The sequence below is a fragment of the Qingrenia yutianensis genome (genome assembly GCF_014385105.1).
GTDB classification, from domain to species: Bacteria; Bacillota; Clostridia; order UMGS1810; family UMGS1810; genus Qingrenia; species Qingrenia yutianensis.
The window spans coordinates 173,079-194,038 of record NZ_JACRTE010000005.1 but is presented as its reverse complement, the minus strand read 5'-3'; the positions used below and the strand labels follow the sequence as shown (position 1 = coordinate 194,038).

Sequence of the window (20,960 nt, the reverse complement as noted above, 5' to 3'; positions counted from 1 at the left end):
ATGAGTAAATATTATTATACCGGCGGAACATCGGCATACAGATTGGATAACTGCGATATTGAAAATTACTATACAAAAAAACGCATAAACGAGCAGGAGGCAAAAAAAGCAAGAGCAGTAAAAAGCGCAAAAGCCAGACTTAAAACCATTGCGTCAATTCTTCTTGTGTTTGCGGTTGCCTGCACTATTTTATACAGAAACGTTATAATTATTGAATCGTCCACCGAGGCACAGCAGCTTGAAGAAAAGCTTACAACCCTCCAGGCGGCGAACACAAAGCTTAATTACGAGCTTAAAAAGGAAGTTGACCTTAAAAAGGTGGAAGAAATAGCTACCGCAAAACTCGGTATGAAACGTCCCGACAAGTACCAGACGGTTTATGTGGACGTTACGCAGAAAAACTACGCCGAGGTGAAAAACAGCGCGGCCGATAAAACGCTCGGCGGAACATTCAGCGTTATCAAACAAAAGGTTATCAATGTTTTGGAATATTTGCAATAAGATTTCAATAAACTGAATTAGGAGTAAAAGGAAATTCTTACGTCGTACGCAAGAAGTGTTCTTTACTCCTTTAGTGTTATTATGTAAAAATTTTACAAATTAAATTTTGCCGGGAACAGAGGAATGTAAATGTCGAAAAAATCAAAATTAACGCTTGGCAAACGCTCGGTTTTCATTCTTTTTGCATTTTGCGCGGTTTTTTTCGCCTTGGTGATAAGAATAGGCTGGGTGCAGTTTGTAGACGGCAGTTCCTTACAGCAAAAGGCTGTGGAACAGCAGACAAAAGATAAGGTTATAAGCTCAAAAAGGGGCACTATATACGACAGAAATATGAAAGCTTTGGCGCAGAGCGCGTCGGTTGACACCGTGTGTGCAACACCGCGCGAAATTGCCGAGGGCAAAAATGCCGATAAGGTCGCATCAGACCTTGCGGAAATTCTTGATATGGAAAAAGAGGACGTTTTAAAAGTTATCACAAAAAAATCGTCATATGAAATACTCAAACGCAAAATAGATCCCGAACAGTCCGAGAAGATACGCGAGCTAAACTATAAGGGAATTTATCTTACCGAGGACTCCAAAAGATACTATCCTTACGGAAATTTTGCATCGCACGTCATCGGATTTGTCGGCTCGGACAATCAGGGCTTAAACGGCATTGAAATGGTGTATGACAAATATTTGAAGGGCGAGCCGGGAAGGATTATAACGGCAAAAAATGCGCTCGGCAGTGATATGCCATATAAATACGAAAAATACATAAACGCACAGAACGGCGTTAACGTTGTGCTTACCATTGACGAGGTTATCCAGCATTTTGCCGAAAAAGAACTCGAGGCGGCGGTGGAAAAATACAACGTCAAAAACGGCGCGGCGTGTATTGTTATGAACGCAAAAACGGGCGAAATTCTTGCAATGGCAACAAAGCCCGACTACGACTTAAATTCACCGTTCACGCTTAACAATCAGGCGGATATCGACACTATGAATTCGCTTTCGGGCGAAGAAAAAACCAAGTTTTTCAACGAGGCGTGCAACAAAATGTGGCGTAACAAAGCGGTTTGCGACACCTACGAACCCGGTTCGACGTTCAAAACCTTTGTTGCGGCAATGGCGATTGAAGAAAACGTTGTAAAAGACAACGACACATTTAACTGCCCCGGCTATCACAAGGTCGGCAAGCATACTATCAGGTGTCACAAAACGTCGGGACACGGACTTGAAACGTTTGTCCAGGGAGTAAGAAACTCGTGCAACCCTGTTTTTATGATGGTGGGCGCAAGAGTCGGAAACGCAAACTTTAAAAAATATTTCGACCGTTTCGGATTTCGCGAAACAACGGGATTTGAACTTCCCGGCGAGGCAAAGGGTGTGTTCTTTGCAGACGAACGCTTTAACGAAACCGAGCTTGCAACAAGCTCGTTCGGACAGGGCTTTAACATCACACCGCTTCAGCTTGTAACCGCGCTCACGGCGATTACAAACGACGGAAAAATGGTGCGTCCGCACATTGTTAAAGAGCTTGTGGATGACACCGGAAAGGTTGTAAAAAGCTTTGAACCCGAAATTATACGCGACGTAATTTCTGCCGACACCGCAAAAAAGGTGCGCGAAATTTTGGAGGGCGTTGTTTCGGAGGGTACTGCGAAAAACGCTTATATCCGCGGAATGAGAGTTGCCGGAAAGACGGGAACAAGCGAGAAAACTCCGCGCGGAAGCAGAAAATATATTGCGTCGTTTTTGGGATTTGCACCGGCAAACAACCCCGAAATTATCGGTCTTGTGATGCTTGACGAACCCCCTGCGGACGGTCTTTATATGGGCGGTCAGATTGCCGCGCCGACGTTCCAGAAAATTTTTGACGCAACTTTAAGATACCTTAATATCGACCCGCAGTACACCGCGGAGGAACTCACACAGGCGGAAACAACCGTTCCGAACGTTGAGGGACTTTCGGTGAAAGACGCGGAAATAAAATTTGACGGCGCAGGGCTTTACTACAAAATTGTCGGAAACGGCGAAAGCGTAATTTCGCAGACTCCCAAGGGCGGTGTAATCGTTCAGACAGAATCGACGGTTATGCTCTATACCGAGGAAAACTCGGCGAACGAGGCTGTTGTTCCGAGCGTTATAGGAAAGTCGACCGCCGAGGCAAACAGAATACTTACAAACGCAAAACTGAACGTAAAAGTTACGGGACTTACCGAAAACGGCGGCGAAACGTACGTCGGCTCGCAGTCGCCCGAGGCAGGCGAAAAAGTTTCGACGGGAACGGTCGTTACCGTTGAGGTTCTTTCAAAAGACGTACATTAAACAACACATCGAAAGGGTGAAATTATTTTGAAGCTTACCGAACTTATTAAAAATTTAACGCCTTTAAAAATCAACGGGAAATCCGATATAGGCATCAACAAAATAGAATACGACTCAAGAAAAGTTACGCAAAACGACGTTTTTGTGGCGATACGAGGCTACAAAACCGACGGTCACAAATACATTGAGCAGGCGGTTAAAAACGGCGCGGCGGCGGTTATCGCCGAGGAGCATACCGAAAACATCAAGGCTTGCGAAATCATTGTAGACAATACAAGGCGCGCGCTGTCGCTCGCTGCGGCAACGTATTACGGCGAGCCTGCAAAAAAAATGAAACTCATCGGTGTGACGGGTACAAACGGCAAAACCACCACAACCTACCTTGTAAAGTCGGTGCTCGAATTTACGGGGCATAAGGTCGGCTTAATCGGCACAAATCAGAATATGATAGGAAATAAAGTAATTCCGACTGAACACACAACTCCCGAATCACTCGAACTTCAAAAGCTTTTTGCCGATATGGTGTCGGAGGGGGCGGAATATTGCATTATGGAGGTATCGTCGCACTCGCTCTGCCTCGACAGAGTGTACGGCATACCGTTTTATATCGGCGCGTTTACAAATCTTACGCAGGACCATCTCGATTTTCACAAAACAATGGACGAATACGCAAAAGCGAAATCGATATTGTTCACGATGTGCGAGCGCGCGGTGGTTAATGCCGATGACGATTATGTGAAAACCATAATCGGAAACGCAGACTGCAAAATTGTGAAATACGGCATTGACAAAAAATGCGATATTTGCGCAAAAAATATAAAATACAACCAGCGCGGTGTGCTTTTTGAAGTTGATACACCGTTCGGAAACGAAAATATACGTCTTGACATTCCGGGCAGATTTTCGGTTTACAACGCGCTTTGCGCCATCGGCATCTGCCAGGGTACGGGCATAGGAATTTCGGACATCGCAAAAGCGCTCGTTCTTGCAAAAGGCGTAAAGGGCAGAGCGGAGGTTGTGAACATTCCGACCGATTATACGGTTATGATTGACTATGCGCACACACCCGACGGCTTGGAAAATATCATTAAAACAGTGAAAGGCTTTGCAAAGGGCAGAGTTATCACCGTGTTCGGCTGCGGCGGCGACAGGGACAGTGCAAAACGTCCGAAAATGGGCAAAATAGCAGGAGATTTGTCTGACTTTTGCGTTGTCACGAGCGACAATCCGCGCACCGAGGACCCCGAGGCAATTTTGAAAGATATTCTCGAGGGTATGAAAGACGTGAAAGCGGATTTTACTGCAATATGCGACCGTACTGATGCGATTGAATACGCAATGCGTCACGCAAAGGCGAACGACGTTATTATCCTCGCCGGCAAGGGCCACGAAACATATCAGATTTTGAAAGATAAAACAATTCATTACGACGAGCGCGAAATTGTGCGTGATATTTTGGCAAAAATAAATTCGGAGGCATAAATAAATGCTTGGAAACATAGAAAAGATTTCCGTATCGGAAATTGTACGGGCGACGGGCGGAACGCTTATTTTCGGCGAAAACGAAAGCGTTCGGAGCATAAGCACCGACAGCCGTGAAACGGGCGAAAACTGTCTTTATATTCCGCTCAAAGGCGAAAGATTTGACGGACATTCGTTTTTTGACGGCGCTTTAAAAAGCGGTGCAATCGGTTATCTTACGCAGAACGGCGAAAAATTGGACGGCTATAAATTCGGCATAAAGGTTGCCGATACAAAAAAAGCGCTCGGCGATATTGCAAAATATTACAGACAAAAATTTGATGTCAGCGTTGTTGCGCTCACGGGCAGTGTGGGCAAAACCACCACAAAAGAATTTGTCGCGTCGGTGCTTTCGGCGCGGTTTAACACCGTTAAAACACAGGCAAACTACAATAATGACATCGGTTTGCCGTTCACCGTTTTTTCGATAAACAGCAAAACCGAAATTGCGGTTGTTGAAATGGGAATGAGCAATTTCGGCGAAATTTCATATCTTACAAACATTGCGCGTCCCGATAATGCGATTATTACAAATATCGGCACGTCGCACATTGAGTTTTTGAAAAGCCGTGAGGGCATTTTAAAAGCGAAATGCGAAATTTTTGAGGGGCTGAAAAACGGCGGAACCGCTTTTTTGAACGGCGATGACGACCTTCTGCAAACCCTTTCGGGAAAACTTGAATTTAACACTGTTTTCTTCGGAATTGACAATAAAAACTGCGATTTGCTTGCGGAGAATATAAAACTTTATCCTGAGCATACCGAATTTGAAATTTCGGGCGAAAAATTTAAGATAAATCTTCCGGGCAGACACAATGTGTATAACGCGCTGTGCGCCTATGCTGTGGGAAAATTGTACGGTATGACCGATGAGGAAATAAGAAACGGGCTTTTGAATTACAAAAGCGACGGCATACGGCAAAGCATAATTGACATTAACGGCGCAAAAATTTTGAACGACTGCTACAACTCGTCACCCCAAGCGGCAAAGTCGGCAATTGACGTTTTAAAAACCCTTTCAAACGGCAGAAAAATAGCGGTTTTGGGCGATATGGCGGAGCTTGGCGAGATGAGCGAAAAATATCACCGCGAAGTCGGCGCGCATTTTGCAGAAGAAAAATGCGACATTCTTGTGACGGTGGGAAGTATGGCACGCTTTATCGCGGATGAGGCGAAAAAGTGCGGTGCGGACGAAAAAAACGTTCATTCGTTTGACAATAACACAGAGGTCTGCGCGTTTTTGAAAGGCAATCTTCAAAAAGGCGACGCGGTGCTGATAAAAGGTTCGCACTGTATGAAAATGGACGAAATTTCAAAAAACTTATGATGTAAATAAAACAGAGGTGTGTATTTTGATAGATAAATTGATGATGACGGTGTGGATTTCCACAATCTGCGCGTTTGCCGTCGGCATAGCGGCGGGATTTTTCTTAATCCCCGCGCTGATAAGGCTGAAATTCGGTCAGGAAATAAGGGAAATAGGCCCGAAATGGCACAAGAAAAAAGCGGGAACTCCCACAATGGGCGGTGTGATTTTCATAATTGCGTCGCTTCTCACAACGCTTATTTTCGACCGTGACAAAAATTCAATATTTATCGTTTGCACCGCGTTTTCGTTCGGTCTTGTCGGTTTTGCGGACGATTTTATAAAAATCGCGATGAAACGAAATCTCGGCTTAACCGAGCGTCAAAAACTCATTCTGCAAATTCTTGCCGCTTCGCTTGCGGCGGTGGTCGGCGTCAAAACGGGCGTTTTGTCGTATGAGGTAATTGTACCTTTTACAAAATGGCGGTTAAATCTTTGGCATTTTTACATTCCGTTTGCGGTTTTCGTTATGGTCGGCGGTACAAACAGCGTCAACTTAACCGACGGACTCGATGGACTGGCGGCAAGCGTAACAACGGTTGTTTCAATATTTTTCACCGTTATGGCATATAAATTCGGCGACGAATCAATCACCGTTTTCTGTGCGTCACTCACGGGTTCGCTTTTGGCATTTCTGGTGTTCAATGCGTATCCTGCAAAGGTATTTATGGGAGACACGGGTTCGCTGTTTTTAGGCGGTGCGGTATGCGGTGCGGCGCTGGTTTTAAAGCTTCCGCTCATACTCGTTTTTGCCGGCGGAATTTATATAATCGAAACGCTTTCGGTTATAATTCAGGTTACGTCGTATAAACTTACGGGCAAAAGAGTGTTTAAAATGAGCCCCATTCATCACCATTTTGAGATGTCGGGATTTTCCGAACGCAAAATTGTTGTGATGTTCATTCTCGCAAGTTTTTTGTTTTGCGTGATTTCGTACTTTATGGTTGTGTAAATTTGTTTTTGGTTTTCGGAGGCATAAAAAGTGAAAAAATCCCTTTTTGTAAAAAAGCAGGGCAATGTGGATTTTACCTTTCTGACGACGCTTATAATACTTATAATATTCGGACTTACAATGACCTTTTCGGCAAGCAGTGCGTCGGCGCACTATCAGTATAACGATGCGTTTTACTTCATAAAACGTCAGATGTTTTTTGCCGTTTTCGGACTTATCATAATGTATGCCGTGTCGCGTATCGACCTTGAATGGGCAAAACGTATCGCACTTCCGCTTTTGGGAATTACGGTTGTTTTGCTTGTTTTGGTGCTTATCGTCGGCGAGGACATAAAGGGCGCAAAACGCTGGTTAAAGCTCGGGCCGATAAGTTTTCAGCCGTCCGAAATAGCGAAATACTGCGTTATAATTTTTATGGCAAAAAGCATATCGGCGCGCAAAAAACCAATTCAGAAATTCTTTGCGGATTTTATTCCGTACATACTTTTCTGTGCGTTTATGGCAGGCTTGGTATTTGCCGAAAACCATTTGAGCGGTGCTTTTACCGTGTTTGTGTCGGGTATGATTGTGCTTTTTGTGGGCGGTGCGAAAATATGGCAGTTTTGTATGTGCCTTCCGCCGGTTATCGTTGCGGTTATCGCAGCTATCGCGCTGGAGCCGTACCGATTAAAAAGATTTTTAACCTTCCTCGACCCGTTTGAAAACTATCTCGGCGACGGATTTCAGATTGTTCAGTCGCTCTATGCAATAGGCTCGGGCGGATTTTTCGGCTTGGGACTGGGACAAAGCAGACAAAAATATTTGTATATCCCCGAACCGCACAACGACTTTATTTTCCCGATAATATGCGAGGAACTCGGCTTTGTGGGCGCGGTGTTTATGATAGCGTTGTTTTTGATACTCATATGGCGCGGAATAAAAATCGCGATAGAGGCGCCCGACAGCTTTTCAAGTATGGTTGTGTGCGGAATTATCGGACTTATAGGATTTCAGGTGATGATTAACATCGCCGTTGTAACAAGCTCAATGCCTGTTACGGGTATGCCTCTGCCGTTTTTCTCATACGGCGGTACGGCGCTTGTTTTTCAGCTTGCGGCAATGGGGTATATCTTAAATGTTTCGCGGTATTCCGCAAAAAATAACTGATTTTCCGGCGGTGAAATATGAATATAATCTTATCGGGCGGCGGCAGTGCGGGGCATATAAATCCCGCAATCGCAATCGCAAAATATTTTGAAAATCACTATGAAAATGTAAATATTCTCTTTATCGGCACAAAAACCGGTATGGAAAACGAGCTTGTAAAAAAGGCAGGCTACAAACTTACGCAAATTGACGTCGAGGGCTTTAAAACCTCCCTCTCTCTTAAAAATTTAAAGCCCTTGACTAAATTTATTTTGTCAGCAATTAAAATGAAAAAAATAATCCGCAAATTTAAGGCGGACATCGTGATAGGCACGGGCGGATACGTCTGCGCGCCGGCGGTTGCGGCGGCAAACGCAATGAAAATCCCGACTCTTATACACGAGCAGAATGTGTACCCCGGAAGCGCAATACGTTTCCTTGCGAAAAACACAACCGTCACCGCGATAAGTTTTGACGAAAGCAGAAAATATCTTTCGGGTGCAAAGAATGTGGTGCTTACGGGAAATCCCGTGCGCGAAAGCATTATAAACGCAGATAGGGAAAAGGCACGCGCCGAGCTTAATATCGGAGATGAAAAACTGGTTTTGGTCGTAGGCGGAAGCCTCGGCGCAATGAAGATAAACGACGTTTTGTGCGATTATTTAAAGAGCACAAGAAAAGAAAATGTGAAATTTGTTATTTCTACGGGCAAGCGCGACTTTGACAGGGTTAAGGAAAATTTAAACGGCGTAAGAAACGGAGGATATTTTGAAATTCTGCCGTATATCCACAATATGGATACATATCTTGCGGCGGCAGACCTTGTGATTTGCCGTTCGGGTGCAATTACCCTTTCGGAAATCTGCGCGCTGAAAAAACCGTCAATACTTATTCCGTCACCGAATGTGACGCACAATCACCAGGAATTTAACGCAAGCGCGCTGGTTAAAGAAAGCGCCGCGATTATGATAAAAGAAAATGTGTTTGACAAATCGTCGCTCTCGCGCGCGGTTGACAAACTTTTGGATAACGATGCTTTGAGAAAGAAATACGGCGAAAATGCATATAAACTTGCGCAGAAGGACGCGTCAAAGCTTATATGCGAAAGTATTATGAAATTTGCGTCAAAGTGATGTGAAACGGCGCGCAATGTAACAAAAACAACCGTATCGGCATAGCATATATTATCAAAAAAGCTGATACGGAGGTGTTTTTTTATATGGACTACATTAAAATAACGGGCGGAAAACCGCTTTGCGGTTCGATATGCGTGCAAGGCTCAAAAAATGCCGTTTTGCCGTCGCTCGCCGCTGCCATTTTAAACAAGGGTACCACCGTTTTACATAATTGTCCCAATCTTTCGGACGTAAAGGTTACGCTGGAAATTTTGAAATTTCTCGGCTGTAAAATAAAGCGCGAAAACGATACCGTTACCGTTGACGCAAGTGTTATAACAAACAATTATATTCCCAATGAGCTTATGAACAAAATGCGTTCGTCCATCATTTTTATGGGGGCGATAATCGCGCGCGCGGGTGAGGCGTCAATGAGTTTTCCGGGCGGGTGCGAGCTTGGGCCGCGCCCCATTGACCTGCACCTTAAAGCGCTTAAAACTCTCGGAGTTGAAATTGAAGAAAGCCACGGCTACATAAACTGCCGTCTTAAAAAAATGCAGAATAAAAGTGTCCATCTCGATTTTCCGTCGGTGGGCGCAACCGAAAATATTATGCTTTTCGCGTCGCTTTCAAACGGCAAAACCACAATCTGCAACGCGGCGCGCGAGCCTGAAATTGAAGATTTGCAGAATTTTTTAAACGATATGGGTGCAAAAATTTCGGGAGCAGGCTCGTCGAATATTGAAATTGAGGGCGTCGAAAGTTTTCACGACTGCGAGCACACCGTCATTTCGGACAGAATTGCCGCGGCGACGTATCTTTGCGGTACGGCGGTGTCGGGCGGTGAAACCGAGCTTGAAAACGTTTGCCCCGAGCACTTTTGCGCGGTGACGAGCGCGCTTGCGGAGTGCGGTGCAAAAATCAAAACGGGCGAGGATAAAATTTACATCAAAGCGCCCGAGGTTATAAATAAAATCGACATTATCAGAACTATGCCGTATCCAGGTTTTCCAACCGACGCACAGTCTGTTATGATGAGCGTTCTTGCGTATGCAAACGGCACGAGCATTATTAAAGAAAATATTTTTGAACAGCGGTTTAAAACCGCGGGCGAACTTGCAAAAATGGGCGCTGACATCAGCGTTGACGGCAAAGTTGCGGTGATAAAGGGCGTAAAATCGCTTACCGGCGCGTCGGTTTACGCGTGCGATTTGCGTTCGGGCGCGGCGCTTGTTGTGGCATCGCTTGCAGCAAACGGTGAAAGCAGGGTTTACAACACCCACTTTATCGACCGCGGATACCAGAGCCTTGCCGAGGATTTTAAAAATCTCGGCGCGGATATTGAAAGGATTTACCAATGAACGACGATACAAAAAGCGTTGAAAATTTGACTAACGAAAATATTGACGAAAGTGCGGAAAACACCGCCGGCAACGCGGAAAATCCCGACGTTAAAACGGAGAAAATATCAGAGAGCGTTCCCGAAAAGCAAAGTTACAATTTCGTGAATGTCAGCGACGAAAAGGAAGAAATCCCCGAAAAAAGCGTGAAAGGCGAAGGCAAAAACAATTTTGTGCTTTTGTGCCTTTTGTTTGCAATTTTAACGTCATTGCTTTTCACGCCTGCGTTTAACATAAAAATCGTCGCGGTGACGGGAAACAACGCCCTCACCGCGCAGCAGATTGTTAAAAATTCGGGCATTGTGACGGGCAGAAACATACTTCGCACAAACACGCGCTCGGCGGTTAAAAACCTTAAAAAAATACCGCTTATAAATGACGTGCACGTTAAATTGAAATTTCCCTCAACCGTTGAAATTGCGGTGGAGGAGTGCGTCAAAACGGCGTACGTCAAGCATTTGGACAAGTATATCTGCATAGATAAAAGCGGAAAAATTCTCGAAATTTTAAACGGTGCGGAGAACGAAAATCTTATAGTCGTGACGGGCGTTGTGCCGACAAAATTTGAGGTCGGATCAAAAATTACGTTCAAAGACGGCGAGAAATTCGACATTCTCACAAGCCTTCTTTCGGAAATTTCGTCGGCAACCGATTTGCCCAATGCCGTGAAAAGCATAGATTTGAGCGACAAAAATAAAATTATGATGACAATGGATAACGAAATTGTCGTAAATATGGGCAAAAACGACGCATTGCAGTATAAAATGGCATATCTTACAAAAACGCTGGAAACCCAGCTTAAAACCTACCGCGGAGGGACGCTCGATTTGTCCGACCCGTCCGCGTCGGCAAGGTATAAAGGAAGCGCACAGTAGGAGATAAAACATAAACACGGCATAAAAATTTGCAAGGAGAAAAATATGCGCGATAAAAAAACTCAAATCACACTTGCGGTACTGTTTTTTATTTTAAGCTTTGCAATCACAATGCAGGTTAAGAGCATAATAAAAAATTCCTCGTCCGAAAACGGCGAAATTACGCGCGTTGAGGAGGCAAAAGAAGAACTCGTAAAAAAAGATTTGCAGATTGAAGATTTGAAAAACCGCCTTTTGGCGGCAACAAACGACTTGGACAACTACCGTAAAGAGGCGGAGCAAAACACCGACGGCGCAAAGGCTATGGCGTCCGAACTTGAACGGTATAAAATTCTTGCAGGTCTTACCGACGTTAAAGGCAAGGGCGTGACGGTGACGCTGTCCGACAGCACCGCCGAGCCGGACGCCGGAAAATCCGCATCGTCATACATAATCCACGACAGCGACCTGCGCACAATTGTAAATGAACTGCGCTCTGCCGACGCCGAGGCGATTTCCGTAAACGGCGAACGCCTTGTGTCGTCCAGCGAAATAAGGTGCGTCGGTCCGACAATCATAATAAACGGCAACAAATACGTTCCGCCGTTCGAGATTAAGGCAATCGGCGAGCCGGATATGCTTGAGGCGGCGCTGAAGCTTAAAGGCGGTATAATCGACCAGCTTAAAAGCCTTTACGGATTTGATATTTCCATAGCAAAGTCGGCGGAAATAAAAATAGGAAAATACAGCGGAATTGTAAGCTTTAAATACGCAAAGAGTGCGGAGTAGGGAGGGATTTTTGAAAATGATACTTATATTTGCGCTTGCCGCAGGGTGCGCCCTCGCAGTGATGTTTGACATATATATCCCTGCGTATTTCATACCGTATGCGGCAATGATGATACTTGCGTCGCTCGACTCTCTCCTCGGCGCATATACCGCGTCGCTTCGCGGAAAGTATGATTTCACAATTTTCATAACGGGATTTTTCGGCAACGCTTTAATCTCGGCGCTTTTGATATTTTTCGGCAAAAAAGTCGGGCTTGATTTATATCTTGCCGCGTCGCTGGTTTTTGTTATGAGAATTTTCCAAAATTTTGCCATAGCAAGGCGCATTTTTCTTAAAAGTTTTATAAAAAATCACGATAATGACAAAATTAGCGAAAAAAATGAATAATTTTAAAAAAAATGCTTGGAATTTGCAAAGTTTTATGATATAATCATTACATAATGGTATATTGTATTTATAATTACCGCTTTATTTTACAAATTAAGATAAATTTTATAAAGTGCAAGGAGGAAGAACCGTGTTGGAATTTGATAACGAAAAGGAAATAACCGGTGCTAATATGAAGGTTATAGGTGTCGGCGGCGGCGGAAACAACGCTGTTAACAGAATGATAGAAGACCAGCTTACAGGCGTACAGTTTATTGCCGTTAACACAGAGAAACAGGTGCTTTTCGGCGAAAACCGTTCAAAAGCAGACCTTAAAATTCAGATTGGCGAAAAACTTACAAAAGGTCTCGGTGCAGGCGCAAAGCCTGAAATCGGTCAGAGAGCAGCCGAGGAGAGCAGAGAGGAAATCGCGCAGGCAATCCGCGGTGCGGATATGGTGTTTGTTACCGCAGGTATGGGCGGCGGAACAGGTACGGGCGCGGCTCCCATTATTGCAAACATAGCAAAAGAAATGGGCATACTTACTGTCGGCGTTGTAACACGTCCGTTCAGATTTGAGGGTAAAAGACGTCTTGACCAGGCAAACGCAGGTATTGAAGAATTGAAACAGTGCGTTGACGCGCTTGTTGTAATTCCGAACGACAAACTTTTGGACGTTTGCGACAAGAAAACTTCTATGAAAGACGCATTCAAAATTGCGGACAGCATTTTGAGCCAGGGCGTTAAAGGTATTTCAAACCTTATCACTTCGCCGGGATATATCGATTTGGACTTTGCGGATATTTCGTCCGTAATGAGAAATTCGGGTATCGCGCATATGGGTATCGGCAGAGCGTCGGGTGAAAACAGAGCAGAGGTTGCTATCAAAGCGGCTATCAATTCTCCGCTTCTCGAAACAACAATCGACGGCGCAAGCAATGTTGTATTCAATATCGCGGGCGACAAAAACCTTACTCTTTACGAAATCGAGAGCGCGTCCGAGCTTATCTACGAGCTTGTTGACTCCGACGCGAACATTATATTCGGTACATCTGTTGACGATTCGCTTGATGACGAAATTGTTATCACGGTTGTTGCAACAGGTCTTGACGAGCCCTCCAAGGCTGAAAAGAAGAAAACGGACGATACAGAAGCGCCTGCGTTTGAAAAATTCAGCGACGACGATTTTGTTATTCCGCCGTTTTTGTCAAACAAAAATAACTGATAATTGATTTAAAATTTAAAGCACACTGTTCTTGCGGTGTGCTTTAATTGAATAAAAAAACAAATTTTGCGCGAAAGGAAGTTTGACGCATATGAGATGTCCGTATTGCGAATATACCGAAAGCAAGGTTATAGATTCGCGCCCTACCGACGAGGGAAATTCAATCCGAAGAAGGCGCGAATGTTTGAAGTGCGAAAAACGTTTTACAACGTATGAGCAAATCGAGTCTATTCCGATTATTATAATCAAAAAGGACGGCAAGCGCCAGCAATATGACAGACAAAAACTCATAAACGGAATTTTGCGCGCGTGCGAAAAAACGCCCGTAACCTTTGCGCAGGTGGAAAATATGGTGTCCGAAATTGAGGTGAAACTGTTCAATTCTATGGACAGAGAAATTTCGTCAACGCATATCGGCGAGCTGGTTATGGAAAAGCTTAAGGATATTGACGAGGTGGCATATGTGCGTTTTGCCTCTGTTTACAGGGAATTCCGCGACGTCAATACGTTTATGGACGAACTTAAAAGCCTTTTGAAATCAAAAAAGAAATCATAGGGTGTTTTTTTAAAGGTGTTTTGCGTGCGGCATAATTTTATGCTCGCCGCATACATAAAATTTTTTAAAAGGGAGGATTTTTTATGAAATTTAAGAAACTGACGGCTGCCGCAATGGCGGCAATGATGCTTGCATCGGGAACGGCATTTGCGGACGGCGGTGCGGACGGAAAAATCAGCGTAATTGTGGATGGCAAAACTTTGGAATTTGACCAGCCTCCCATTATGGAAGGCGACCGCGTGCTTGTGCCGTTCAGAGCAATTTTTGAGGCGCTCGGATGCAGTGTTGACTATCACAGCTACGGCGAAACCGAAACCGTCAACGCAAAAATGGGCTCGAAAAGTTTGGGGCTTACAATCGGTTCGACCGAGATTTATGCGTCGGGCGAGGCAAAAACCATTGACGTTGCGCCCAAAATCGTAAATGACAGAACGCTTGTTCCTGTGCGCGTTGCGTCCGAAAGTTTCGGCGCTGAAGTTGTGTGGGACGAAGCGGAAAACACCGTAAACATTACCTCGAAACAGGGATTTTATAAAATCACAAGGTCGAAAATGGACTATACTTCCTCGGCGGATGACGGCACAACATTGTTCACGGCAACGTGTTATTATCCCGTGATTGAAAATGCGGAAAACGACGAGTTTATAACTGCGGTGAATACAGACACGCTCAATGCGGTTAATGCGTTTACTGACGGGCTTAAAACCGAGTTTTATGACACAGCAAATGAAGAATACTTGTCGCTTAAGGCAAATCCCGACGAGAACGGCAGAGAATTTTTGCCGTATACGTTTGAGTTTGACTATGACATTGACCTCAACACCGAAAATTATCTTTCTATGACCGCGATACTCTATTATGACCTTCACGGCGCGCACCCGACCACATCTATGACGTCGGTTAACTACGATATGAAAGAGAAAAAAGAGCTTGCGCTCTCGGACATCTGGAATATGGACGAAACCGCGGCGACAAACGAGGTTATAGCAGTGTTTAATGAGGATATCGACAAGAATCCCGATATGTATTTTGCGGACGCAAAAGAAACGGTTGAGAAAATCGCAAAAGACGTTGAGTTTTATCTGGATGAGGAGGGCGTTAACCTCTATTTCCAGCTTTATGACATAGCGCCTTACGCGGCAGGTTATCCGCAGATTACGGTTCCGTTTGAGGGAAACGAGCAGATGTATAAAATAAAGTTGGCACCTACGTTAACCGTTTGGCACCTACGTTAACCGTTGAAAATCAGGACAGTGCGAATTCGCATACGTTGAAAATTGGTGAATAAGTTTTTATGATGATAAACCAACAGGACGGTGATTAGCCGTCCTGTTGGTTTTTTGTTTAACGGGACGATGCCTACATCGTCCTTTCGCATTTTTCTTAAATCTTAAAATATCGGCAAAACTGCGCCGGCATATTTTTCATCTATAAAGCTTTTAACTTTGTCGGTTTTAAGAGCGTCTATAAGCGCTTTTGTCTTTTCGCTCGACTCCTCACCGCTTCTTACAGCAACGATATTTGCGTATGTCTGCGCCGCGTCGCCGTTTGCATTTTCGGTTGCGAGAGCGTCCGAAATTTTAAGTCCTGCGCCGATTGCGTAGTTGCCGTTGATAACCGCGATGGAACCGGGGTCGCTGTTTTTGAGCTGTGCAGGAACGGTTTCAGCCTGAACGGTCTGAATGTTGTAACCGCCGTTGTCAACTATATCAAGCGTTGTAACACCCTTTGCCGCGCTTGCGCCCTCGGGGAGCTTGATAATGTTTTCTTGTGCAAGAAGAAGAAGCGCTCTTGTTTCGTTGCTGTCGTCGGCAGGAATAACGATCGTTGCACCCGGTTTCAAATCTTTGAGGTCGGTAACGTCGTTTGAATAAATGCCGAACGGCTCATAGTGAATTGCCGCCGCAGACGCAAGGTTTGTTCCGTTCTGCGCGTTGAAACTGTCAAGATAGGGTTTGTGCTGGAAGTAGTTTGCGTCGAGTGTGCCGTCCGCAAGCGCCTTGTTTGGGAGAACATAGTCGTCGTAGATTACAACTTCGAGCGTGTAGCCTTTTGCGGCAAGATCCTCTTTTACGCTTTCAAGAATTTCAGCGTGAGGTGTGGAGCTTGCGCCGACTTTAATTGTTTTGTCGTCCTTTTTTGCGCCGCAGCCCGAGAAAAGTCCGATTACAACTGCGAGTGATACAATAAGCGATAAAATTTTCTTCATTTTACATTTCTCCTTAAAATAAATTTTGTGTTTTTAAATTTTTATGTTCTGCATATGTACGAAAAACCGTTCCCGAAAATCACATTCGTCCGAACCTGAAATTTTCGCGGACAAGCTTTGTAAAACGAAATATCATAAGAATTTCTCCTTTTTTATGCCTTTATTTTATGCGCTTGTCTGTCTTGTGCGCGATAAACGCGCCTGCCTCCTGAATAATCTGCACAATTATGATTGTCAGCACAACGCAAATCCAGATAATATCGTTGTTGTAGCGCTGATAACCGTAAGTTATAGCAATCTGTCCAAGTCCGCCGCCGCCGATTGTAGCCGCCATTGCGGAGTAGGAGAGAATTGTTACCATAGAAATAACACCGCCGATTATAAGGCTCGGCTTTGCCTCGGGAATGAGCACCTTTGTGATTATTTTTCCCGTCGATGTGCCCATTGCCTGTGCCGCCTCGATAATGCCTTTGTCAACCTCTTTGATTGACGATTCCACCATTCGCGCAACATACGGTGCCGCGGCGATAATCAGCACAACCACCATTGCTTTGTTGCCGAAGCTTGTGCCGACAACCAGCTTTGCAACGGGAAGGAGTGCAACCATAAGTATGATAAACGGAATACTTCTGAAAATATTTACGATAAATCCCACAATTCGGTTGAGCCACAAAACGGGGCAAATTCCGTCTTTGTCCGTCACCGAAAGCATAATTCCGAGCGGAAGTCCTATAACATATGAAACGATTGTGGATAAAAGCGTCATATAAACCGTTTCCCAAATTCCAAACTGAATTATTCCGTTTTGCCAAAGTGAATGAAACATTTCGGACATTGGCTCACACCTCCTTTTCGTATGCAATGCCGTTTGTATCGAGATATGCAAAAATCTTGCCCGACTGCACTTCGTCGTCGGGAAGTTCCAAAAGCATATGCCCGTATGCCGTGCCGTCAATATCTTTTGTGTCGGCATACATAATGTTAACCGGCACCTGTGTTGACAAAATCATATCGGCTATAATGCTTCGTCTGCTCTTTTCGCCGTCAAACACAAGTCGTATGCTCTTTTTACCCGTGATGTGCGCGTCGGTTTTCGACTTCGGAAGAATAAGTTCTTTTGCAATGTCCGATTTCGGGTTTGCAAAAACGGTGCTTACTTTGCCCGACTCTGCGATTTGGCTTTTGTCGATAACCGCAACGCGGTCGCAGATTTGCTCTATAACTTTCATTTCGTGAGTGATGACAACGATTGTCACGCCCATTGTTTTGTTTATTTGTTTTAAAAGTTCCAAAATCGACTGTGTTGTGTTGGGGTCGAGTGCGCTTGTAGCCTCGTCGCAGAGTATGTATTTCGGGTCTGTGGCAAGTGCGCGCGCAATGGCAACTCTTTGTTTCTGTCCGCCCGAAAGCTGTGACGGATAGGATAAAAGTCTGTCCGAAAGACCGACCATTTCGATGAGCTCTTTCGCTTTTTTCTCCGCGTCCGCTTTTTTCACGCCGGCAATTTCAAGCGGATAGCACACGTTTTTTAAAACGTTTCTCTGCTCCAAAAGGTTAAATCCCTGGAAAATCATTCCGATAGACTGTCTGACCTTTAAAAGTTCTTTTTTCTTAAGGGTTGTAAGCGATTTTCCGTCCAGCACCACCTCGCCCTTTGTTGGACGCTCGAGAAGGTTGATACACCTTACAAGTGTGGATTTTCCTGCGCCCGAAAGACCGATAATTCCGAAGATTTCGCCGTCGTTCACGGTTAAGTTTATGTCTTTCAATGCCGTGATTGTGCCGTATGACGTTTTAAAGCTTTTTTCAAGATTTTTAATTTCTATCATAGCTAAAATTTCAGCTCCTTAATTTTGCAATAAAAAAATCAGGAATTTTCTTCCTGATTTATGTTTAAATGATTGCAAAAATTGTTTGATTTACATAAAACAGGCAGATTTTTTTGCACTTGAAAAGCGGCACATACCGAAAAATGTGCACATATACATCATTGTTAAGGTTGAAAATACGCTCTTCATAAAAATTCACCTCAATGTAAAAACATCTTTTTCATTATATCAAACGAAACTTCGTTTGTCAAGTCATACGTTTTTTGTATGCGTTAAATCCTTTATAATTTCGCCGGCAATGATAAGCCCTGCAACCGACGGCGAAAATGCCGTGCTTCCGGGTGTCTGACGGCGCTTGCTTTCGCCGAAACCCTCTTCGGTCTGCGCGATTTCCAAAATCGGCGTCAAGGGTTTTTCTTTTGAATAAACAACTTTAAGCTTTTTAATTCCGCGTTTTTTAAGCTCACGGCGCATAACCCTTGCAAGCGGACAAATTTCGGTTTTGTAAATGTCCGACACCTCAAACATATCGGGGTTTATCTTGTTTCCGGCGCCCATTGAGCTGATAATCGGCGTGTTTGCCTTATCCGCGTTTACAATAAGCTCAATCTTTCCCGTCACGGTGTCAATCGCGTCAACGATACAGTCGTATTTTGAAAAATCGAACAAATGCGCCGTTTCGGGGGTGTAGAAAACGTTAAAAGTGTTAATTTCCGCATCGGGGTTTATATCGAGAAAACGCTCTCTCGCCGCGTCGGTTTTATACATTCCTATGCTTTTTACCGTCGCGATAATCTGGCGGTTTATGTTCGATTCGCAAACTTTGTCGCTGTCGATAAGGTCGATTTTTCCGACACCGCTGCGCACAAGCGCCTCGGCACAGTGACCGCCCACACCGCCTATTCCGAAAACGGCGATATGCGAATTTTTCAAAATATTCATTTTTTCGTGCCCGAACAAAAGGGCGGTGCGAATGAATTTTTCCGACATTTTTATCCTCTGCAAAAAGCAAATTTTCAATTCTTACCGTTTCGGTATGTTTTGTATGCTTTAATCATACACCAAACAAAACAATATGTCAAGAAAATTTTATAAAGTTGATAAAATTTTACAATAAATTGTAGACTTGCGCATAAAATTTTGATATAATTAAACCATATTTTTGAAAAAAGAGGTGAGGCAAAATGACGGCAGTTCTCATTATGGCGTCGGTTGTGATATTCGCGTGCGTGCTTTTCAACCGCCTGTCAAGCAAGGTCGGCATACCGGCACTGCTCGCGTTTATTCTGCTCGGAATGTTTTTCGGGTCGGACGGAGTTGTGCATATTCCGTTTGACGACTACATTTTTGCCGAGCGGATATGTTCGGTCGCGCTTATTTTCATTATGTTTTACGGCGGATTCGGCACAAATATGAACTTTGCGCGTCCCGTTCTTGCAAAAGCGGTGCTTCTTTCGTCGTTCGGAACGTTTTTCACTGCCGGGCTTGTGGGGCTTTTCTGTCATTTTGTTTTAAAAATAGCAGTTCTCGAAAGTTTTCTTATCGGCGCGGTCATATCCTCCACCGACGCGGCGTCGGTTTTCTCGATTTTGAGGTCGAAACGGCTCAATTTAAAATATAACTGCGCATCGCTTTTGGAGGTTGAAAGCGGAAGCAACGACCCGTTTTCGTATATGCTCACAGTGATTGTGCTGACGCTGATGAACGGCGGTATGAAGGCGCAGTCCGCGGTGTATATGCTTTTTGCACAGGTTGTTTACGGCTTGATTTTCGGCGCAGCCATCGCATATATCGCGATTTGGATTTTGAAAAATTTCAAGGTTTCCGCGTCGGGATTTGATATGATTTTCATAGTCGGGGTTGCGGTTTTGTCCTACGCACTGCCGTCGTATTTCGGCGGAAACGGTTATCTTTCGGTTTACATAACGGGTATAATACTGGGAAATACCAAGCTTTCAAACAAAACGGGACTGGTGAATTTTTTCGACGGCGTAACCTCGCTTATGCAGATGGTTCTGTTCTTTCTGCTCGGACTTTTGTCGTTTCCCACAAAACTCGGCACAGTTTTTGCAACGGGACTTTTGCTCGCGCTGTTTTTGACGTTCGCTGCGCGCCCCGTTGCGGTGTCGGTCATAATGTTTCCGTTAAAATGCAGATTTAAAGAATTTCTGTTTGTGTCGTGGGCGGGAATGAGAGGCGCGGCGTCCATAGTTTTTGCCATTATGGCGGTGATAAACCCTGCTGTTGTGGACAACGACATTTTTCATATCGTGTTTTTCGTGGTGCTTTTTTCAATTTTGGTGCAAGGTTCGCTCATTCCGAAAATCGCGCGCGTGCTTGATATGATAGACGAAAAAGCCGACGTTATGAAAACATTTACCGACTATACCGACGAGGTTGCGGTACAGTTTATAGAGTTTAAAATTCCCGAAAATCACGCTTGGATAGGGAAGGAAATCCGTGAAATCACCTTTCCTCCCGAGTCGATTTTGGTGCTGATAATCCGTGACGGCAAAAAGCTTGTACCCAACGGAAAAACGGTGCTTAAAGAGGGCGACAGCCTTATTTTGAGCGGTAAGGCGAGCGACGGCGCAAGCGACGTCCACCTTTATGAAATCACGGTTGAGGAAAATGACGGTTTTTCGGGCAGGGCGCTTAAAGATATAGCGTACGACCGGAAGCTTATAATTATGATTCGCCGCCGCGGAAAAATCATCATTCCGAAAGGAAACACCGTGATAAAAAACAACGATATTCTTGTTATCAACGACAGCGAAGTTCACTCATAACAAGCTTTAAAATATGAAAAAGCCGTTTTTACAAACGGCTTTTGTTTTG

General features: G+C 44.5%; 19 protein-coding genes. 15 read left to right on the top strand and 4 right to left on the bottom strand.

Going from position 1 to position 20,960, the window contains the following annotated elements:
* From H8706_RS06295 to H8706_RS06230, 14 genes are all read left to right on the top strand, one after another.
* Nucleotides 1-501, top strand: coding sequence for an FtsB/FtsL family cell division protein (locus H8706_RS06295; protein ID WP_262431935.1), 501 nt, complete (start codon nt 1-3; stop codon nt 499-501).
* Nucleotides 502-630: 129 nt separating this feature from the next.
* Entirely contained in the window at nt 631-2,814 is a 2,184-nt protein-coding gene (locus H8706_RS06290; RefSeq protein WP_262431934.1) for a penicillin-binding transpeptidase domain-containing protein, read from the top strand.
* Nucleotides 2,815-2,841: 27 nt separating this feature from the next.
* Complete coding sequence (locus tag H8706_RS06285; RefSeq protein ID WP_262431933.1) at nt 2,842-4,296, top strand: UDP-N-acetylmuramoyl-L-alanyl-D-glutamate--2,6-diaminopimelate ligase; 1,455 nt, start codon at nt 2,842-2,844, stop codon at nt 4,294-4,296.
* A 4-nt stretch (nt 4,297-4,300) separates the two neighbouring features.
* Entirely contained in the window at nt 4,301-5,662 is a 1,362-nt protein-coding gene (locus H8706_RS06280; RefSeq protein WP_262431932.1) for a UDP-N-acetylmuramoyl-tripeptide--D-alanyl-D-alanine ligase, read from the top strand.
* Nucleotides 5,663-5,702: 40 nt separating this feature from the next.
* Entirely contained in the window at nt 5,703-6,653 is a 951-nt protein-coding gene (mraY, locus tag H8706_RS06275; RefSeq protein WP_394354537.1) for a phospho-N-acetylmuramoyl-pentapeptide-transferase, read from the top strand.
* 30 nt (nt 6,654-6,683) lie between these two features.
* Nucleotides 6,684-7,799, top strand: coding sequence for a putative lipid II flippase FtsW (gene ftsW / locus H8706_RS06270; RefSeq protein ID WP_262431930.1), 1,116 nt, complete (start codon nt 6,684-6,686; stop codon nt 7,797-7,799).
* Between the two features lie 17 nt (nt 7,800-7,816).
* On the top strand, nt 7,817-8,911 hold the full coding sequence (gene murG, locus H8706_RS06265) for an undecaprenyldiphospho-muramoylpentapeptide beta-N-acetylglucosaminyltransferase (protein WP_262431929.1): 1,095 nt from the start codon (nt 7,817-7,819) through the stop codon (nt 8,909-8,911).
* Between the two features lie 86 nt (nt 8,912-8,997).
* Nucleotides 8,998-10,254 carry a UDP-N-acetylglucosamine 1-carboxyvinyltransferase gene (murA, locus tag H8706_RS06260; RefSeq protein WP_262431928.1) on the top strand — a complete coding sequence of 419 codons (1,257 nt, stop codon included), beginning with the start codon at nt 8,998-9,000 and terminating at the stop codon, nt 10,252-10,254.
* Nucleotides 10,251-11,168, top strand: a complete 918-nt coding sequence (locus H8706_RS06255; protein WP_262431927.1) for a cell division protein FtsQ/DivIB — start codon at nt 10,251-10,253, stop codon at nt 11,166-11,168. Before murA ends, H8706_RS06255 begins: the two co-directional genes overlap by 4 nt.
* Before the next feature lie 45 nt (nt 11,169-11,213).
* The gene (locus H8706_RS06250; RefSeq protein ID WP_262431926.1) at nt 11,214-11,936 is read left to right on the top strand and encodes a DUF881 domain-containing protein; all 723 of its coding nucleotides are present in this window, start codon (nt 11,214-11,216) and stop codon (nt 11,934-11,936) included.
* Between the two features lie 16 nt (nt 11,937-11,952).
* The gene (locus H8706_RS06245; protein WP_178347137.1) at nt 11,953-12,324 is read left to right on the top strand and encodes a small basic family protein; all 372 of its coding nucleotides are present in this window, start codon (nt 11,953-11,955) and stop codon (nt 12,322-12,324) included.
* Between the two features lie 130 nt (nt 12,325-12,454).
* Nucleotides 12,455-13,528, top strand: a complete 1,074-nt coding sequence (gene ftsZ, locus H8706_RS06240; RefSeq protein WP_178347136.1) for a cell division protein FtsZ — start codon at nt 12,455-12,457, stop codon at nt 13,526-13,528.
* Between the two features lie 91 nt (nt 13,529-13,619).
* Nucleotides 13,620-14,084, top strand: coding sequence for a transcriptional regulator NrdR (gene nrdR, locus H8706_RS06235; protein ID WP_178347135.1), 465 nt, complete (start codon nt 13,620-13,622; stop codon nt 14,082-14,084).
* Nucleotides 14,085-14,167: 83 nt separating this feature from the next.
* Nucleotides 14,168-15,319, top strand: coding sequence for a stalk domain-containing protein (locus H8706_RS06230; RefSeq protein WP_262431925.1), 1,152 nt, complete (start codon nt 14,168-14,170; stop codon nt 15,317-15,319).
* Between the two features lie 155 nt (nt 15,320-15,474).
* Here H8706_RS06230 and H8706_RS06225 read toward each other — a convergent pair whose 3' ends face one another.
* The 4 genes from H8706_RS06225 to H8706_RS06210 form a co-directional block, all read right to left on the bottom strand.
* Nucleotides 15,475-16,293: a MetQ/NlpA family ABC transporter substrate-binding protein gene (locus H8706_RS06225; RefSeq protein WP_262431924.1), complete on the bottom strand. Its 819-nt coding sequence runs from the start codon at nt 16,291-16,293 to the stop codon at nt 15,475-15,477.
* A 160-nt stretch (nt 16,294-16,453) separates the two neighbouring features.
* A complete protein-coding gene (locus H8706_RS06220; RefSeq protein WP_262431923.1) occupies nt 16,454-17,128 on the bottom strand; it encodes a methionine ABC transporter permease in 675 nt (224 codons plus the stop codon).
* 4 nt (nt 17,129-17,132) lie between these two features.
* Nucleotides 17,133-18,122, bottom strand: coding sequence for a methionine ABC transporter ATP-binding protein (locus H8706_RS06215; RefSeq protein ID WP_262431922.1), 990 nt, complete (start codon nt 18,120-18,122; stop codon nt 17,133-17,135).
* A 252-nt stretch (nt 18,123-18,374) separates the two neighbouring features.
* Entirely contained in the window at nt 18,375-19,112 is a 738-nt protein-coding gene (locus tag H8706_RS06210) for a tRNA threonylcarbamoyladenosine dehydratase (RefSeq protein WP_178347519.1), read from the bottom strand.
* Between the two features lie 194 nt (nt 19,113-19,306).
* On the opposite strand from H8706_RS06210, the gene H8706_RS06205 reads away from it, so the two are divergent.
* Entirely contained in the window at nt 19,307-20,911 is a 1,605-nt protein-coding gene (locus tag H8706_RS06205) for a potassium/proton antiporter (protein ID WP_178347520.1), read from the top strand.
* The last annotated feature ends 49 nt before the right edge of the window (nt 20,912-20,960 follow it).

Coding starts and splice junctions, on each gene's coding strand:
- H8706_RS06295 (WP_262431935.1), top strand. CDS start 1: ATGAGTAAATATTATTATACCGGCGGAACATCGGCATACAGATTGGAT.
- H8706_RS06290 (WP_262431934.1), top strand. CDS start 631: ATGTCGAAAAAATCAAAATTAACGCTTGGCAAACGCTCGGTTTTCATT.
- H8706_RS06280 (WP_262431932.1), top strand. CDS start 4,301: ATGCTTGGAAACATAGAAAAGATTTCCGTATCGGAAATTGTACGGGCG.
- mraY (WP_394354537.1), top strand. CDS start 5,703: ATGATGACGGTGTGGATTTCCACAATCTGCGCGTTTGCCGTCGGCATA.
- murG (WP_262431929.1), top strand. CDS start 7,817: ATGAATATAATCTTATCGGGCGGCGGCAGTGCGGGGCATATAAATCCC.
- murA (WP_262431928.1), top strand. CDS start 8,998: ATGGACTACATTAAAATAACGGGCGGAAAACCGCTTTGCGGTTCGATA.
- H8706_RS06255 (WP_262431927.1), top strand. CDS start 10,251: ATGAACGACGATACAAAAAGCGTTGAAAATTTGACTAACGAAAATATT.
- H8706_RS06250 (WP_262431926.1), top strand. CDS start 11,214: ATGCGCGATAAAAAAACTCAAATCACACTTGCGGTACTGTTTTTTATT.
- H8706_RS06245 (WP_178347137.1), top strand. CDS start 11,953: ATGATACTTATATTTGCGCTTGCCGCAGGGTGCGCCCTCGCAGTGATG.
- nrdR (WP_178347135.1), top strand. CDS start 13,620: ATGAGATGTCCGTATTGCGAATATACCGAAAGCAAGGTTATAGATTCG.
- H8706_RS06230 (WP_262431925.1), top strand. CDS start 14,168: ATGAAATTTAAGAAACTGACGGCTGCCGCAATGGCGGCAATGATGCTT.
- H8706_RS06225 (WP_262431924.1), bottom strand. CDS start 16,293: ATGAAGAAAATTTTATCGCTTATTGTATCACTCGCAGTTGTAATCGGA.
- H8706_RS06220 (WP_262431923.1), bottom strand. CDS start 17,128: ATGTCCGAAATGTTTCATTCACTTTGGCAAAACGGAATAATTCAGTTT.
- H8706_RS06215 (WP_262431922.1), bottom strand. CDS start 18,122: ATGATAGAAATTAAAAATCTTGAAAAAAGCTTTAAAACGTCATACGGC.
- H8706_RS06210 (WP_178347519.1), bottom strand. CDS start 19,112: ATGTCGGAAAAATTCATTCGCACCGCCCTTTTGTTCGGGCACGAAAAA.
- H8706_RS06205 (WP_178347520.1), top strand. CDS start 19,307: ATGACGGCAGTTCTCATTATGGCGTCGGTTGTGATATTCGCGTGCGTG.